Here is a 15,165-nt window from a genome sequence, read left to right on the forward strand (position 1 = left end):
TATGAGCCAGATTTCTCAACGCAGCGAGCCCGAAGTGGTGGGCACGCCGCTGCAGCGCTGGGCAACGCGCATCAAGATGCAGCACGGCCGCAAGCTGGTAATTGCCTTGCCGTATCTGTGGCTGATCCTGCTGTTCCTGCTACCGTTCCTGATCGTGCTGAAGATCAGTTTCGCCGATATTGCGCGCGCCATTCCGCCGTACACCGATTTGGTCACCTGGGCCGATGGTCAGCTCAATCTGGTACTCAATCTCGGTAACTACTTCACGCTGACCGATGATCCGCTGTATGCCGACGCATATCTGACATCGCTGAAAGTGGCGGGCATCTCCACCATTATCTGCCTGATGATCGGTTATCCGCTGGCGTGGGCGGTGGCGCACAGCAAGCCATCAATGCGTACGATTCTGCTGCTGCTGGTGATCCTGCCGTCGTGGACCTCGTTCCTGGTGCGCGTATACGCGTGGATGGGCCTGCTCAACAACAACGGCATTCTTAACCGCTTCCTGATGTGGCTCGGCGTGATCGATCATCCGCTGGTGATCCTCTATACCAACACGGCGGTGTATATCGGTATCGTTTACTGCTATCTGCCGTTTATGGTGCTGCCAATTTATACCGCGCTGACGCGTATTGATTATTCGCTGGTGGAAGCCTCGCTGGATCTCGGTGCACGTCCGTTGAAAACCTTCTTCAGCGTCATTGTGCCGCTGACCAAAGGCGGAATTATTGCTGGCTCAATGCTGGTGTTTATTCCGGCGGTCGGCGAGTACGTGATCCCGGAACTGCTCGGCGGCCCGGACAGCATCATGATTGGGCGTATTTTGTGGCAGGAGTTCTTTAACAACCGCGATTGGCCGGTAGCGTCCGCGCTGGCGGTGATCATCCTGTTGATTCTGATATTGCCGATTATCTGGTTCCACAAGCACCAGAACCGTGAAGTGGGAGAGAAAGAATGAGCCAGTTACCGACCATTCGCTCTCCGTGGCGCACCGTGATTCTGGTGCTGTGCTTTATGTTCCTGTACGCGCCGATGCTGCTGCTGGTGGTTTACTCCTTTAACAGTTCGCCGCTGGTAACGGTGTGGGAGAACTTCTCGTTCCACTGGTACAAAGTGCTGTTCCAGGATCAGGCGATGCTGGATGCGGTGGGGCTCAGCCTGACCATCGCCGCGCTCTCAGCCACCATGGCGGTGGTGCTCGGCACTATGGCGGCGGTGGTGATTGTGCGCTTTGGTCGCTTCCGTGGGCATAACGGTTTCGCCTTTATGCTGACGGCGCCGCTGGTAATGCCCGATGTGATCACCGGTTTATCCTTGCTGCTGCTGTTCGTGGCGATGGGCAATACCTTTGGCTGGCCGAGCGATCGCGGCATGCTGACTATCTGGCTGGCGCACGTGACCTTCTGTACCGCTTACGTGGCGGTGGTGATCAACTCGCGTCTGCGCGAGCTGGATCGCTCGATTGAAGAGGCGGCGATGGATCTCGGCGCAACGCCGGTGAAAGTGTTCTTCGTGATCACCGTGCCGATGATCGCGCCCGCGATTGTTACCGGCTGGCTGCTGGCGTTTACCCTATCGCTGGATGATTTGGTGATTGCCAGCTTCGTGACCGGCCCAGGCGCGACCACCTTGCCGATGGCGATTTTCGCTACCGTGCGTCGTGGCGTGAATCCGGAGATCAACGCTTTAGCCTCGCTGATTCTGTTTGTCGTCGGTTTAGTCGGTTTTATCGCCTGGCGCTTTATGGCGCACGAAGAAAAGCAGCGTTTACGCGATATTCAGAAAGCAAAACGTGGCTGAACGCCGTAACATTAAGGTCGCCATTAATGGCGACCCTACGTCGTAGGGTGCGCATTTATGCGCACCTCAGTTACGGAGCAATACCATGTCGGAAACCCTGAAACACGGTTCAATGATTAACGCTACGCCGGTGCCGGTAATGGTGGCGGGCTGCGCCATCATCATTACGCGCTGCCTCAGCGTATTGATGCTGGCCAACGAACTGGGTTACGACGAACTTGCCAATTTCGTGCATCGCAGCGCGCAAGCCTGGGATTCCACGCTGATCTTTATCGCCAGCCAGCTGATTTTCCTGTTTGAACTGCGCTGCGCCTTTACCCTGATGCGCGGCAAAAATCGTGGGCGCTGGGGCTATGTCGCGACGCAAATCATTGTGCTGATCTACATGTTGATGGCATCGGTGGGCTTGATCTACCCGGAAATTTTCAGCATCCCTGGCGAAAGCAATGCGCAGATCATTCATCACACGCTGCTGCAAAAACTGCCAGATGTGCTGGTGTTAGCGTTGCTGTTTGTGCCCGCCAGCAGCCGCGCTTTTTTCCGGCACCGGTGATACAATCGCACCCCATTTTTTCTCCCGATTCTGAATACAGGCATTTGCATGCATTGCGCGCTTTATGATGCCGGTCGCTGTCGTTCGTGCCAGTGGCTGGAAAAACCCTATCCGCAACAGCTCAACGACAAGCAGTCGCTGCTGGAACAACTGCTGGCTGAGAAGCCGGTGGGCGAATGGCTGCCGCCGGTGCAATCCGCGCAGCAAGGGTTTCGTAATAAAGCCAAAATGGTGGTGAGCGGCAGCGTGGAGCGGCCGATTTTTGGCATGGTGGCGCGCGACGGTGAACCGGTCGATCTCTGCGCCTGTCCACTCTATCCCGACAGCTTCAGCGCGGTGTTCACGCTACTCAAACCCTTTATCGCCCGCGCCGGTTTAACGCCCTATAACGTAGCGCGTAAACGCGGTGAGCTGAAGTTCCTGCTGCTGACGGAGAGTACGCAGGGCGGCATGATGCTGCGTTTTGTGCTGCGATCCACCAGTAAGCTGCAGCAGCTGCGCGATGCCTTGCCGTGGCTGCAACAGCAGCTGCCGCAGCTGAAGGTGATCTCCGCCAATATTCAGCCGGTGCATATGGCGATTCTTGAAGGCGATGAAGAGATTGCGCTGACGCCGGATCAAGCGCTGGCCGAGCGCTTTAATCAGGTGCCGCTCTATATTCGTCCGCAAAGCTTCTTCCAGACTAATCCACAGGTTGCAGCCAATCTCTACGCCACCGCGCGTGATTGGGTTGCGCAGTTGCCGGTTAATAGCATGTGGGATTTGTTTTGTGGCGTCGGGGGATTTGGTCTGCACTGCGCAACGCCGGAGATGCAGCTGACCGGCATCGAAATCAATGCTGAAGCCATTGCCTGTGCTCAGCAGTCGGCTCAGCAGCTTGGATTAGAAAAAGTGAGTTTTGCCGCGCTGGATTCCACCCAGTTCGCCACGTCGCGGGAAGCGGTGCCGCAGCTGGTGCTGGTGAATCCGCCGCGTCGTGGTATTGGTGAAGAGTTGTGTGCTTATCTCAGTGAGATGGCACCCGATTACATTCTCTATTCCAGCTGCAATCCCACCAGCATGGCGCAGGATATCGCGCGTCTGGCGGAGTATGAGGTGAGCCGTGTGCAGCTGTTCGACATGTTCCCGCATACTGCGCATTTTGAAGTGCTGTGCTTGCTTAAGAAGGGTGGAACAGCGTAACGTTCACCGGAACGGAGGACGTGCAGAACCTGTCTGGCGCCCGCCACGCTATCCCATAATGCTTATTCCGGGAACCACTTCTGATTGATTTGCTGCCAGGTGCCGTTGGCTTTCAACGCCACTAACGCGCTGTTCAGCTCGTTCAGCAGCGGCTCATTGCCTTTGCGTACTGCAATGCCTAAACCGGTGCCGAAGAAGTCGGTATCGGTGATGTGCTCGCCGACCGCGCTAAGATCGTCATTGGCCTTCAGCCACTGATTCACCACCGCCGTATCACCAAACACGCCGTTCAGACGACCGTTTTTCAGATCGAGAATCGCGTTCTGATAGCTGTCATACGCCACCGCAATCACCTCCGGATGTTTCTCCAGCAGGTATTTTTGATGCGTGGTGCCGTTCTCAACGCCAACACGTTTGCCTTTCAGCTGGCTGAAATCGGTGAACTGGCCTTTATGTGCAATCACAATCGCCGAGTTAGCGTAGTAAGGCTGGGTGAAATCGACCTGCTTACTGCGATCGGCGGTGATATCCATGCCGGAAATGACCGCGTCGTAGCGACGGAATTTCAGCGACGGAATCAGGCTATCGAAGGCGTTGTTGGTGAAGGTGCAATCCGCTTTCATCTGCTGGCACAGTGCTTTTGCCAGATCGATATCGAAGCCAACGATTTGGTTGTCGTGATCAAGGGATTCGAACGGGGGATAAGTTGCGGAAGAGGCGAAGCGGATTTTTTCGGCCGCATAAGCATTCATTGCCAGAGTTGCCAGTGCAGCAGCAACGATCCATTTTTTCATTATGTAACTCCTGTAAACCATGCCAGAGACGGAACGGGTTACACGATGCCAGTTAATGAATTTATATGCAATATTTTTGCTTATTAATTTAAATCAAAAAGCGGGTACCTTTTGGGCACCCGCTTTGGTGACATTAGTTGCGGCGCTCAAATGCCAGCGCACGCTTCTCAACCAAACGCATCATCAACGTCAGCAAGCCGTTAACCACCAGATAGATCAGGCCAGCGGCAGCGTACACCGAGATATCGTAAGTGCGGCCATACAGCAGCTGCCCGTGGCCCATCACTTCCATCAGCGTAATGGTGTAAGCCAGCGAGGTACTTTTGAATACCAGCACCACTTCGTTGGAGTAGGACGACAGGGCGCGCTTGAAGGCGTACGGCAGCAGAATGCGCAGCGTATCTTTGCGGTTCATGCCGAGTGCCGCGCAGGACTGCCATTGACCGGACGGAATGGCACGCACCGCACCGTAAAACAGCTGGGTGGTGTAAGCCGCACTGTTGAGTGACAGCGCCAGCAGTGCGCACAGCCAAGGCTGCGACAGCAGATGCCACAGCCACGGAATGTTCTGGATGCTGGGGAACTGGCCGGGACCGTAATAGATCAGAAAGATCTGCACCAGCAGCGGCGTGCCGGTGAACAAGGTGATATAGCCTTTCACCAGCCAATTCAGCACTGGCACTTTGAGCGCCAACACGATGGTGCAGAGCACAGAGAGCACCAAAGCCGCAATCAGCGAAGCCACGGTCAGCGTCAGGCTGGTGTGTAACCCTTTCAGCAGCTCGGGTAAGTAATCCAGCATGCTTAAGCCCCTCGCTCAAAACGCGTGGTGCGCAATTCAATGCGGCGCAGCACGAACTGACTGAATAGCGTGATAATCAGATAGATCGCTGCCGCCACCAGATACCAGGTAAACGGCTCTTGCGTGCGCGTGGCAATGCTTTTGGTTTGCAGCATCAGATCGTTGACGCTGATCAGCGAGACCAGCGCGGTATCCTTCAGCAAAACCAGCCATTGATTGCCCAAACCTGGCAGCGCGTGACGCCACATCTGCGGCATGATCAGGCGCAGGAAAATCGCCGACTTCTTCATGCCCAGCGCCTGACCCGATTCCCATTGGCCGACCGGAACCGCTTTCAGCGCGCCGCGCAGGGTTTGTGACGCATAGGCGGAATAGAGCATCGCCAGCGCAATCACACCGCACAGGAAAGGACTGACGTCGAAGTTTTCAATCTGCACCTGCACCGGAATGTTGAACAGGCCGAGATTGATGTGGAAGCCATCGGAGAGCGTCAGCAGCAGCTGAGAAGCGCCGAAATAGATAAACAGCACCACCAGAATTTCCGGCAGGCCGCGAATCAGCGTGACCAGCGCGGTACCGATCCACGCCAGCGGTTTCCAGCGTACCGATTCCCAGCCAGCAAAAATCATCGCCAGCACAAGGCCGGCGATCAGTGCACAAACGGCAAGGCCGACGGTCATACCGGCGGCGCTCGCGAGTGGAATCATTTCATTCATCAGAAATTACTGCTGGAACCATTTGCTGTAGATGGTTTTGTAAGTGCCGTCAGCTTTGATCTTCTCCAGCGCTGCATTGAACTTGCCCTGCAGTTCGCTGTTGCCCTGACGCACGGCAATACCTAAACCGGTACCGAAGTAATCTTTGTCCGTCACTTTCTCACCCAGCGGCGCGAGGTTGGCGTTCTGCTTCAGCCACTCGTTCACCACGGCGGTGTCACCGAATACGGCATCGATGCGACCATTTTTCAGATCCAGTACCGCGTTCTGGTAGCTGTCGTAAGGCACAACGGTGATGTCGCTGTGCTTGTCAGAGAGGTATTTTTGATGCGTGGTGCCGTTCTGCACGCCAACACGCTTGCCTTTCAGCGCGGCCACGTCAGCCATTTTGCCTTTCTGCGCAATGAAGATGGCAGAGTTGTCGTAGTACGGCTTGGAGAACAGCACTTGCTTCTCACGATCTGGCGTGATGTCCATGCCCGCCATCACCGCGTCAAAACGACGGAACTTCAGGCTGGGGATCAGGCTATCGAACGCCTGATTGGTAAAGGTGCAGGTCGCATCCATCTCTTTACACAGCGCGTTAGCCAGATCGACATCAAAGCCCTGAATTTTGTTATCAGAGTCGACGAATTCAAACGGAGGATAAGAAGCCTCAGTAGCAAAACGCAATGTCTGTGCCGCTGAAGCGCTGAGGCTCAGGCCAGCAAGGAGGGCAGCAATTACAACTTTTTTCATTAGAAGCATCCTGACTTAATGCGAAAGATAATTAGCAAACGCGTCGGTTTGCGGCTGTGTAAAGTGGCTGGCATCGCCTTGCTCAACAATGTGACCGTTTTCCATATACACCACGCGGCTGGCGGTTTTACGCGCCACTTCCACTTCGTGCGTGACGATCACTTGTGTGATGTTGGTCTGTGCCAGCTCACGAATAATACTGACGATCTGGGCGGTGATTTCGGGATCGAGCGCGGCGGTCGGTTCATCAAACAGCAGCACCTGCGGCTCCATCATCAGCGCACGGGCAATCGCGACGCGCTGCTGCTGGCCGCCGGAAAGATGCAGCGGGAAGCGATCGGCGTACGGCGTCAGGCGCAGACGATCCAGCAGCTTTTCCGCACGCGCACGCGCGGCATCTTTGCTGAGACCGAGCACGCGGCACGGTGCTTCAATCAGGTTTTGCACCACGCTAAGGTGCGGCCACAGATTGTATTGCTGGAATACCATGCCCACGTTCTGCCGCAGCTCGCGAATCGCGCTGTCGGAAGGGGCTTTGGTGAAATCAAACTGGTTGCCGGCAATCTGCAGGCTGCCGGAACGCGGTTGCTCCAGCAAGTTGAGAACGCGCAGGAGCGAACTTTTACCCGCGCCACTCGGGCCGAGCAACACCAGCGTTTCACCCTGCGGACAAGCCAGGTTGATATCGAACAGTGCCTGATGGGCACCGTAAAAACAGTTTATGGCGTTTAGTTGAATACTCATGCGCAAAAAATGAATAGTAATTAGTGTCGCGGATTTTAACGTCACCAGAATAGTTATGCAATTGTGGTGGGTTAATATTTATTAAAGAGCAGTGAAACCTCCAAAGCGTAGCACAATATCGCGCAACTCAAGGTGGATGAGGGCTGGCGAGCCCTATTTAGTTCACAAAATATCAACAAAAAGCGCCGCAAGGATGCGGCGCGCTAATCAATGGTGTTAACTGCGGGAAAAGTGAACGGTTACTTTTTCGCTTCCAGCAGCTGCGTCAGCGAACCGCCGCCAACGTGTGGCACCTGGCCGACATAACGCACATCATCAACCACCCAGCAAGTGCCTTCGTGGATCATCAGCACTTCATCTTTCCAGGTTTTGTTATCGCGGCTCAGCTCAACGCGCAGCGGGATATTGCGCGCGTCGCGATTAGGAATGGTGGACGCGCTGGCAACGTTAGCCGAGGTTGGGCCTTGGGCCAGGCTGGAGAAGAGATCGCCCTGGCTCCATGCCGCCGGTTTCGGGTTCTGGCTGCTGGCGCTTAGCAGCTTCTGATACAGGTGATCGCTGAGGTAAGGGCGATATTTCGCCAGTGTGTTGCTGTCTGGCAAACCTTGTGTCGGCTGACTGACGCGTAAATCGTAGAACTGTTGTGCCACGCTGTCCGGACCACCTTCAACACAGGCAGCGGTGCGCGGGCCATTATCCTTAATGACCGGCTCAACGGTGGTACAAGCACTCAGCAGCAACGCTGCGGGAATAAGCAGCGCAAAGGCATTGTTTCTCATCTCGATTTCCTTATTGTTCACTGGCAAAGCGCCATTTTTAGCATAGAGTATAGCCTTGCTTTTAAGCGCTACGAGCTGATTCAGAAAAGGAGAACACCATGAAATTTTCTACAACGCCCACGCTGGAAGGACACAGCATCAGTGAATATTGCGGCGTGGTCGCCGGTGAAGCGATTCTCGGCGCCAATATTTTCCGCGATTTCTTCGCCGGCATTCGCGATATCGTTGGTGGCCGCTCAGGCGCCTACGAAAAAGAGTTACGTAAAGCACGCCAGATCGCCTTCAAAGAGCTGGAAGAGCAGGCCAAAGCGCTTGGTGCCAATGCGGTAGTGGGCATTGATATCGACTACGAAACCGTGGGCAAAGAGGGCAGCATGTTGATGGTGAGCGTCACCGGCACCGCCGTGATTATTCGCTAATGCGCGTGGTGGTTCTGTTGGCGATGGCGCTGTTACTGAGCGCTTGTCAGTCATCAATGGAAGCGCGACACGGTTATTGGGTCGATACCGCGCATCCGGCGCAGGGCGCGCGACCGCGCATTAAGGTGGTGGTGATTCACTATACTGCCGAGGATTTCTCTAGTTCGCTGGCGACACTGACCGATCGGGACGTTAGCGCGCACTACCTGATTCCGCAACATCCGCCGCAGAAAAACGGCAAGGGCGTGGTGTGGCAACTGGTGCCGGAAAGTCAGCTCGCGTGGCATGCGGGCCCGAGTTTCTGGCGCGGCGCAACGCGCATCAATGACACCTCGATTGGCATTGAAATCGTCAACAGCGGCTATCGCCGCACTTTGACGGGTTTGCTGTGGCAGCCTTTTACGCCGCAGCAAATCAGCGCGTTGATGGCGCTGGTAGAGGACATCACCCAGCGCTACGGTATCGCGCCGGAAAATGTGGTCGGACACAGCGATATCGCACCGCAGCGTAAGCAGGATCCCGGTCCGCTGTTTCCGTGGCAGCAACTGGCAGAGCAAGGTTTAGGCGCGTGGCCCGAGCAGGAAACGGTGCAGCGCTATCTCAATGGACGCGCGGCGGATGAGGGCGTGGATCAGGCTGAATTGCTGGATGCGCTGCAGCGCTATGGCTACGACGTCCCGGCGGCAACCACGCCGCAGATGCAGCGCAAGCTGATTGCGGCGTTTCAGATGCACTTCCGCCCGCGTGATTATCGCGGCATCGCCGATGCGGAAACCCTGGCGATTGCGCGTGCGTTATTAGCGAAGTATGGTGTGGCGCAGTGATGCTTGTTATTAATAAAGCATCATGCATTTGACCTCTTTTGAACAACACGCACTGAAGTTTCGACGTCGGCCAGCGCACTCATCGTTGGCTTGACGAACTAGCAGTGGTCGCCATAAATGGCGACCCTACAAAGTATGAATGCGCACCAGGATTTACTGCTGCAGAAACGCCTGCCAGTGTGCGACCAGCCGTTGAAGATCCTGACGGCTGACATCCAGATGCGTGACAATGCGCGTCACGGGCCCGACGCTGATTAACACATCGCCTGACTGCATCCAGCTTTTCAGCGCTTCAACTTTTTCGGTTGGCACCTTCACAAACAGCATGTTGGTGTGCTGATTGAGCACTTCAACGCCGATGGCACTTAGCTGCTCGCCTAACCATGCCGCGTTGTCATGATCGTCTTTGAGACGCGCGACATTGTGCTTTAACGCATACAGGCCCGCAGCGGCCAGAATACCCGACTGACGCATGCCGCCGCCGGTCATTTTGCGCCAGCGACGCGCTTGCTCAATGTACGCCTCATCGCCACACAGTAGCGATCCAATCGGTGTGCCGAGGCCTTTTGACAGGCAGATGGTTAAGGTGTCGCAGTAACGCGCAATCGCTTCCAGCTCAACATTCTGTTCCACCACGGCGTTAAAAATACGCGCGCCATCAATGTGCAGCGCCAGCTTGCGCTCGCGGGTGAATGTCCAGGCTTGCTCCAGATAGCTGAGCGGCAGCACTTTACCGTGATGGGTATTTTCCAGGCTCAACAGACGCGTGCGGGCGAAGTGGAAATCGTCGGGTTTGATGGCGGCAGCTACATCCGCCAGCGGCAGGGAACCATCTTCGGCGTGCAAAATCGGCTGCGGCTGAATGCTGCCGAGCACCGCTGCACCACCGGCTTCATATTTGTAGTTGTGCGCCTGCTGACCCACGATATATTCATCGCCGCGCTGACAGTGGCACAGCAGCGCCACCAGATTGGCTTGCGTGCCGGTGGGGAAGAACAGGGCAGCGGCTTTGCCGCTCAAGCGCGCGGCTTTGACTTCCAGTGCGTGTACGGTGGGGTCATCGCGGTAGACATCATCGCCGGTTTCAGCTGCCATCATGGCATCGAGCATGGCTGCACTCGGGCGGGTTACGGTATCACTGCGTAAATCGATCACGTCGCTCTCCTGAAATAAAAAAAGCGGGCAGAGCGCCCGCGTTATTATCATGTTTGGCCTGAATTGTTTTACCTCAGCCAGTTGGTTTTCGCCAGCTCCACGATCTCATCACCACGTCCATTCAGAATGGCGCGCATCATATAGAGGCTAAAACCTTTAGCCTGCTCGGCTTTGATTTGCGGCGGCATCGACAACTCTTCCTTGGCGGTGATCACGTCAAGCAGCACCGGACCATCATGCGCAAAGGCTTCCTGCAGCGCGCCGTTGAGATCGGAGGCTTTCTCGACGCGAATGCCTTTGATACCGCAGGCGGCGGCGATGGCGGCGAAATCAGGGTTTTCGAGATCGGTGCCATCGGTTAGATAGCCGCCAGCTTTCATCTCCATCGCCACAAAGCCCAGCACGCTATTATTGAAGATCACCAGTTTCACCGGCAGTTTCAGCTGCGCCACCGAAATGAAATCGCCCATTAGCATGCTAAAACCACCGTCGCCACACAGCGCAACCACCTGACGCTGCTTGTCCAGCGACTGTGCACCTAACGCCTGCGGCATGGCGTTGGCCATCGAACCGTGATTGAACGAGCCAATTAAACGACGTTTGCCGTTCATCTTCAGATAGCGCGCCGCCCACACGGTTGGCGTGCCGACGTCGCAGGTAAAGATGGCGTCGTCATCGGCATATTCACTGATTTGCTGGGCCAGATATTGCGGGTGAATCGCCAACTTATCGTTGGCGGTGGCCAACTCATCCAGCCCTTTACGCGCATCGACATAATGCTCCAGCGCTTTATCCAGATGCTGGCGATCGGTTTTGCTGGTGAGCTGTGGCTGCAGCGCATGTAAGGTGGTTTTGATGTCACCGACCAGCGCCATATCGACATGGCTGTGCGATCCGAGGCTGCCGGGATTGATATCGATCTGGATGATTTTGGCATCGGCCGGATAGAAGGCGCGATAGGGAAATTGCGTCCCCAGCAGCACTAAGGTATCGGCGTTCATCATGGCGTGGAAACCGGAGGAGAAGCCAATCAATCCGGTCATGCCGACATCGTAAGGGTTATCGTATTCGATGTGCTCTTTACCGCGCATCGCATGCACGATCGGCGCTTTCAGCGTTTCTGCCAGCTTCACCACTTCGGCGTGCGCGCCAGCGCAACCGCTGCCGCACAGCAGAGTGATATTTTCCGCTGCGTTCAGCGTTTCGGCTAAGGCGGACACTTCGCTGGCGGTTGGCACCACGTGTGGCAGCTGCGGCGGATACCATTCACTGCGTGCGCTTTCCGGCGCCGGCTGCAACGCCACGTCGCCGGGGATCACAATTACCGATACGCCACGATTGAGAATCGCTTTACGCATCGCAATGCCCAGCACCTGCGGCAACTGTTCCGGATTGGACACCAGCTCGCAATAATGGCTGCATTCGCGGAACAATTCTTGCGGATGGGTTTCCTGGAAGTAGCCGCTGCCGATTTCGCTGGAAGGGATGTGGGCGGCGATCGCCAATACCGGAACGTGGTTGCGGTGGCAATCAAACAAGCCGTTGATGAGATGCAGGTTGCCCGGTCCACAGGAACCGGCGCATACCGCCAGCTCGCCGCTGATTTGGGCTTCGGCGCCGGCCGCGAACGCCGCCACTTCTTCATGGCGCGTCGGCATCCATTCGATGGTGCCCATGCGATTCAGGCTGTCGCTCAGCCCGTTAAGTGAGTCACCGGTGACGCCCCAAATGCGTTTCACACCGGCGTTTTCCAGGGTTTTTGCCAGCATTGCTGCCACAGTTTGCTTCATCGTTATGCTCCTTTCTGGTGTTGAGCCATCCATGCCGATGGCGAAAACGTGTCAGTCAGAAAGCGTAGACGATGAAGCTGGCGTGCAGCCGTGAAAAAATGCGTTATGCCGAGAACAGGGCGATCAGGATTGGGGCCAGCAAACTCATAATAAAACCGTGCACAATGGCGGCGGGCACGATTTCCATGCCGCCGGTGCGTTGCAGGATCGGCAGGGTGAAATCCATTGAGGTTGCGCCGCTCAAACCTAGCGTCATGCTGCGTTGACGCGTTATCAGCAGCGGAATCAGCATAATGGTGATCAGTTCACGCAGCAGGTCGTTGAAGAAGGCGGCGCTGCCTATCACCGGGCCGAACGATTCGCTCATCAGTATGCCGGAGAGCGAATACCAGCCGAAGCCGCTGGCTAATGCCAGACCGGTTTTGATCGGCAGATCTAACAGCAGCGCGGCAATCATGCCGCCCACCAGTGCACTGCACAGCGATACCAGCGCCACCAACATGCCGCGCCGGTTGATGGTGATTTGACGCAGCGTCATGCCGCTGCTGCGCAGTTGAATACCGACCAGCAATAGCATCAGCATCAAGGCGTATTCACTGATGGTCGAGGCATGACGCAGCGGTGCCCACTGACTCAAACCAAGCAGAAAGCCCGCCAGCACCGAACCGCACAACTTGAGCGACTCCAGCGCCATATGCAGCCTTGACGGCAGCGCTTGAGGTTTGTGCTGATGACGCCACGGCCAGCGTCGCTCCAGCAGCCACAGCGCTAGCAGCGAGCAGGCAAGAATGCTCAGCATGCTCACCAGGGCGATGTGGAAAATGGCCAGCAGATTGCTGCTCAGGTTATCGAGAAACGCCAGGCTGGTGCCCATAAAGAACAGAATGATGTAGACCAGCGCGCTCAACGTGCGGCCAACCGCCTGTAAAAGCGTGGTGTGCCGCAGCGGCAGCAGATAGCCAAGAATTAGCGGCAAAAGGATGATAATCAATCCGTACATGTGGGTTTTCAATCCATGATTGGCGGGCTGCCACGCTAGCGAAAAACGGTTGAAGTGTAAACCTTTTCCCCCGGCGCTGACTTGACCAACGCAGCGTGGCGGACCATGCTCAGGCAAAGCATCGGATGGAATGTATGATGATTCTGGAACATATCGATATTCACGGTTTTCGCGGCATTAATCGGCTGTCATTGCCGTTGACCAACACCAATTTGCTGATTGGGGAAAATGCCTGGGGTAAATCGAGCCTGCTCGATGCCTTAACTCTATTGCTGGCACCCGCCGCCGAACCCTATCAATTCACTGAACACGACTTCCACTTTCCTCCCGGTGATATTGATGCCCGCATGCGTCAGTTGCAGCTGATATTTCGTTTTCGCGCTCAGAGCGATGATGAAAGCGCGTTGTTTCAGCCTTTCTGGCAGCACGATGAGCATGGCCGCTATATTCGCTTCAGCACTCGCGCTAAGCGTCAGGATCAGGGCGTAAAAACTACCTGGCGTTTCATCGATCAACATAACGATGTGTTGCCGCTGGCAGGCACCGACGCGGCGCTGGCACATCTGCGCGCTTATTATCCGGTATTGCGTTTACGCGATGCGCGTTTTGGCCGTCGTAACCGCCATGCGGACTGCGATGTTGAACGCCGCGCGACGACGCTGACGGCACTGGCACAGGAAGTGGAAAATCTGACGCGCGATTTGGTGGTGCGTCCGCAAACGCTGAGCGACGATCTGTTGCGTCAGGGATTGCACACCATGCAGCAGCTGCTGGAACACTATTTTCTGGTGCAGCAATCAGGCAGTAGCGCGCCGCGCGTGGCACCGGAAGTTCGCGATGGCAGCGAAGGCTGGCGTTCGCTGGATAAACTTAATCACCTGATTGCCGGTACGGAATCGCGCAGTCGTCAGGTGATTTTGCTGCGTATGTTCTCGCTGTTGATTCAGGCGCACGGCAACGAACCGCTGCCGGCGGGCGCGCATCCGCTGCTGCTGGTGGAAGATCCAGAAACGCGGCTGCATCCCATTATGCTGTCGGTGGCGTGGAATTTACTGGAGCTGATGCCGCTGCAAAAAATCGCCACCACCAACTCGGGCGAACTGCTATCGCAGGTGCCGCTGGAGAATATCTGTCGGCTGGTGCGCGAACCCGCGCGTGTGGCGGCATGGCGCATTGGACCCGAAGGTTTAAGTGCTGAAGAGAGCCGCCGTATCGGTTTCCACATCCGCGTTAATCGTCCTTCAGCGCTGTTTGCCCGCTGCTGGCTGCTGGTGGAAGGCGAGACCGAAGTGTGGATTATCAATGAGCTGGCGCGGCAGCGTGGCTATCACTTCGCGGCGGAAGGGGTGAAAGTGATTGAGTTTGCGCAATCGGGTTTGAAACCGCTGTTGAAATTTGCTCAACGCATGGGCATCGCCTGGCATGTGCTGACCGATGGTGACCAGGCGGGGAGCAAATATGCGGCTACCGCTCGCAGTCAGCTGCCATCGGCGGCGCGGGAGAGCGATCATCTCACGCAGTTCCCGGCACCGGATATCGAACATTTTCTCTATAAGCAGGGCTTCAGCGATGTTTATCACCAGACGGCGCACCTGCCGTTAAACGCGCCGATGAATACGCGGCGTATTATTAGTAAAGCCATTCAGCACAGCTCGAAACCTGAGCTGGCGATTGCCGTCGCGATGGCTGCGGCTGAGCGCGGGCCACAGGCGATCCCGCCGTTGCTGGATCAACTGTTTGCGCACGTGATGTGGTTGGCGCGCGGTCGGGCGGATTGAGGAAAGGGTGAGATGAGCCAAATAAAAATGCCAGCGTCTGCGGCTGGCATTTTTTTTCGGGAGTGGTCAGAATACGTGAAACAGCATGCGC

At 56.1% G+C, this 15,165-nt stretch carries 16 protein-coding genes; 7 read left to right on the top strand and 9 right to left on the bottom strand.

The genetic code is table 11. The features are described from left to right. The first annotated feature begins 1 nt into the window (after window position 1). The 4 genes from potH to rlmC all read left to right on the top strand — a co-directional run bounded on the left by potH (window position 2) and on the right by rlmC (window position 3,535). Window positions 2-958: a putrescine ABC transporter permease PotH gene (gene potH / locus VIJ98_RS06530; RefSeq protein ID WP_176970900.1), complete on the top strand. Its 957-nt coding sequence runs from the start codon at window positions 2-4 to the stop codon at window positions 956-958. Then, window positions 955-1,800: a putrescine ABC transporter permease PotI gene (potI, locus tag VIJ98_RS06535; protein WP_008102460.1), complete on the top strand. Its 846-nt coding sequence runs from the start codon at window positions 955-957 to the stop codon at window positions 1,798-1,800. Before potH ends, potI begins: the two co-directional genes overlap by 4 nt. A gap of 85 nt (window positions 1,801-1,885) precedes the next feature. Next, complete coding sequence (locus VIJ98_RS06540; protein WP_323272874.1) at window positions 1,886-2,353, top strand: YbjO family protein; 468 nt, start codon at window positions 1,886-1,888, stop codon at window positions 2,351-2,353. 48 nt (window positions 2,354-2,401) lie between these two features. Further along, window positions 2,402-3,535, top strand: a complete 1,134-nt coding sequence (gene rlmC, locus VIJ98_RS06545; RefSeq protein ID WP_323272876.1) for a 23S rRNA (uracil(747)-C(5))-methyltransferase RlmC — start codon at window positions 2,402-2,404, stop codon at window positions 3,533-3,535. A 62-nt stretch (window positions 3,536-3,597) separates the two neighbouring features. On the opposite strand, the gene artJ (VIJ98_RS06550) is transcribed toward rlmC, so the two are convergent. The 6 genes from artJ (VIJ98_RS06550) to VIJ98_RS06575 all read right to left on the bottom strand — a co-directional run bounded on the left by artJ (VIJ98_RS06550) (window position 3,598) and on the right by VIJ98_RS06575 (window position 8,108). After that, window positions 3,598-4,329: an arginine ABC transporter substrate-binding protein gene (gene artJ, locus VIJ98_RS06550; RefSeq protein ID WP_097094391.1), complete on the bottom strand. Its 732-nt coding sequence runs from the start codon at window positions 4,327-4,329 to the stop codon at window positions 3,598-3,600. Between the two features lie 133 nt (window positions 4,330-4,462). Further along, window positions 4,463-5,131, bottom strand: a complete 669-nt coding sequence (gene artM / locus VIJ98_RS06555) for an arginine ABC transporter permease ArtM (RefSeq protein WP_008102451.1) — start codon at window positions 5,129-5,131, stop codon at window positions 4,463-4,465. Between the two features lie 2 nt (window positions 5,132-5,133). Continuing rightward, on the bottom strand, window positions 5,134-5,847 hold the full coding sequence (gene artQ, locus VIJ98_RS06560) for an arginine ABC transporter permease ArtQ (RefSeq protein ID WP_061717169.1): 714 nt from the start codon (window positions 5,845-5,847) through the stop codon (window positions 5,134-5,136). A gap of 6 nt (window positions 5,848-5,853) precedes the next feature. Beyond that, entirely contained in the window at window positions 5,854-6,585 is a 732-nt protein-coding gene (gene artJ, locus VIJ98_RS06565; RefSeq protein ID WP_008102446.1) for an arginine ABC transporter substrate-binding protein, read from the bottom strand. A gap of 15 nt (window positions 6,586-6,600) precedes the next feature. After that, window positions 6,601-7,329 carry an arginine ABC transporter ATP-binding protein ArtP gene (gene artP / locus VIJ98_RS06570; RefSeq protein WP_008102444.1) on the bottom strand — a complete coding sequence of 243 codons (729 nt, stop codon included), beginning with the start codon at window positions 7,327-7,329 and terminating at the stop codon, window positions 6,601-6,603. A gap of 239 nt (window positions 7,330-7,568) precedes the next feature. Continuing rightward, entirely contained in the window at window positions 7,569-8,108 is a 540-nt protein-coding gene (locus VIJ98_RS06575) for a lipoprotein (protein WP_323272884.1), read from the bottom strand. Window positions 8,109-8,206: 98 nt separating this feature from the next. Between VIJ98_RS06575 and VIJ98_RS06580 the strand changes: the two genes are divergently transcribed. Both VIJ98_RS06580 and VIJ98_RS06585 read left to right on the top strand, forming a co-directional pair. Beyond that, window positions 8,207-8,527 carry a heavy metal-binding domain-containing protein gene (locus VIJ98_RS06580; protein ID WP_007887640.1) on the top strand — a complete coding sequence of 107 codons (321 nt, stop codon included), beginning with the start codon at window positions 8,207-8,209 and terminating at the stop codon, window positions 8,525-8,527. Then, on the top strand, window positions 8,527-9,351 hold the full coding sequence (locus VIJ98_RS06585) for an N-acetylmuramoyl-L-alanine amidase (RefSeq protein WP_323272887.1): 825 nt from the start codon (window positions 8,527-8,529) through the stop codon (window positions 9,349-9,351). Before VIJ98_RS06580 ends, VIJ98_RS06585 begins: the two co-directional genes overlap by 1 nt. A gap of 153 nt (window positions 9,352-9,504) precedes the next feature. Here the strand turns inward: VIJ98_RS06585 and ltaE are convergent, their stop codons facing one another. The 3 genes from ltaE to VIJ98_RS06600 form a co-directional block, all read right to left on the bottom strand. Then, window positions 9,505-10,506, bottom strand: coding sequence for a low-specificity L-threonine aldolase (gene ltaE / locus VIJ98_RS06590; protein ID WP_323272889.1), 1,002 nt, complete (start codon window positions 10,504-10,506; stop codon window positions 9,505-9,507). Between the two features lie 68 nt (window positions 10,507-10,574). Beyond that, complete coding sequence (gene poxB / locus VIJ98_RS06595) at window positions 10,575-12,296, bottom strand: ubiquinone-dependent pyruvate dehydrogenase (RefSeq protein ID WP_154153069.1); 1,722 nt, start codon at window positions 12,294-12,296, stop codon at window positions 10,575-10,577. A gap of 103 nt (window positions 12,297-12,399) precedes the next feature. Continuing rightward, the gene (locus VIJ98_RS06600) at window positions 12,400-13,296 is read right to left on the bottom strand and encodes a lysine exporter LysO family protein (protein WP_008102433.1); all 897 of its coding nucleotides are present in this window, start codon (window positions 13,294-13,296) and stop codon (window positions 12,400-12,402) included. A gap of 137 nt (window positions 13,297-13,433) precedes the next feature. On the opposite strand from VIJ98_RS06600, the gene VIJ98_RS06605 reads away from it, so the two are divergent. After that, window positions 13,434-15,074 carry an ATP-dependent endonuclease gene (locus tag VIJ98_RS06605; RefSeq protein ID WP_323275748.1) on the top strand — a complete coding sequence of 547 codons (1,641 nt, stop codon included), beginning with the start codon at window positions 13,434-13,436 and terminating at the stop codon, window positions 15,072-15,074. Window positions 15,075-15,165 lie beyond the last annotated feature (91 nt).

It is taken from the genome of Pantoea sp. S18, assembly GCF_045689705.1.
GTDB classification, from domain to species: Bacteria; Pseudomonadota; Gammaproteobacteria; order Enterobacterales; family Enterobacteriaceae; genus Pantoea; species Pantoea symbiotica.